Genomic DNA, 1261 nt, shown 5'->3' with positions numbered 1-1261 from the left:
GACAAGCCGAAGGTCGCCACCCGCAAGTCTTCCGAGATGGCGCTGGAGGTCATCAACGGCGCCGTGCCCGAGACCATCGGCGGTTCCGCCGACCTGACCGGCTCCAACAACACCAAGACCAGCCAGACCAAGAACATCACGCCGGACGATTATGGCCAGCGTTATGTCCACTACGGCATCCGCGAGCACGGCATGGCCGCCGCGATCAACGGCCTGACGCTGCATGGCGGCCTCATCGCCTATGGCGGCACCTTTATGTGCTTCTCCGACTATGCGCGTCCGTCGATGCGGCTGGCCTCGCTGATGGGCATCCGCTCGATCTTCGTCATGACCCATGATTCCATCGGTCTGGGCGAAGACGGCCCGACCCACCAGCCGGTCGAGCATCTGGCCGCATTGCGCGCCATCCCCAACCACAATGTCTTCCGTCCGGCCGATGCGGTGGAAACCGCCGAATGCTGGCAGATCGCTCTCGAGTCGGAAAGGACGCCGTCGACCCTGGCGCTGACCCGTCAGAACCTGCCGACGGTACGCACCGAATTCTCCGCGAAGAACCTGAGCAGCCAGGGCGCCTACGAACTGGCCGCGGCCAGCGGCGAGGCGGCGGTGACCATCTTCGCCACCGGCTCAGAGATCGAGATCGCGCTCGGCGCCCGTGACCTCCTCGAAAAGCACGGCCACCCGACCCGCGTCGTCTCGGTGCCTTGCTTCGAGCTGTTCGACCAGCAGAGCGCCGACTACCGCAAGAAGACGATCGGCAACGCACCGATCAGGATGGCGATCGAAGCCGGCATTCGCCAGGGCTGGGACCATCTGATCGGCAGCGACGGCATCTTCATCGGCATGACCGGTTTCGGCGCCTCGGGCACCATCGAACAGCTCTATCCGCATTTCGGCATCACCGCCGAGGCGGCGGCCAAGGCGGCGGAAGCACGCTTGCACGCCAAGTAAGATTCTGGCCAGCCCGGCGAAAACACGAAAAGCGGTTTCGCCGGGCTGGCCCAACCTAATCGATTTAAATCCACGTCGCTGCGGCTGGATTCTTTCCGCTTCCGCCGCTATGAAACTGCGGACCCATCGTCTGCCCTACAGCTCCCAGGGAGAGAATAATGACCGTCAGAGTTGCCATCAACGGATTCGGCCGCATCGGCCGCAACATCCTGCGCGCCATCCATGAATCCGGCCGCAAGGACATCGACGTCGTCGCCGTCAACGACCTCGGCCCGGTCGAGACCAACGCGCACCTCTTGCGCTATGACAG

General features: G+C 63.8%; 2 protein-coding genes. Both read left to right on the top strand.

Annotated elements, in window-relative coordinates:
• Positions 1–951 (top strand): transketolase C-terminal domain-containing protein (locus EN935_RS36450; RefSeq protein ID WP_281040409.1); only part of this gene is annotated, 951 nt, incomplete at its 5' end.
• Positions 952–1109: 158 nt separating this feature from the next.
• Positions 1110–1261, top strand: a 152-nt coding sequence (locus tag EN935_RS36445) for a glyceraldehyde 3-phosphate dehydrogenase NAD-binding domain-containing protein (protein ID WP_245489145.1), incomplete at its 3' end; no start/stop codon positions are given.

The organism is Mesorhizobium sp. M7D.F.Ca.US.004.03.1.1, from assembly GCF_003998635.1.
GTDB classification, from domain to species: Bacteria; Pseudomonadota; Alphaproteobacteria; order Rhizobiales; family Rhizobiaceae; genus Mesorhizobium; species Mesorhizobium loti.
Note: the sequence above shows the minus strand (reverse complement) of the source record. Positions and strands in the feature narration are given on the sequence as shown.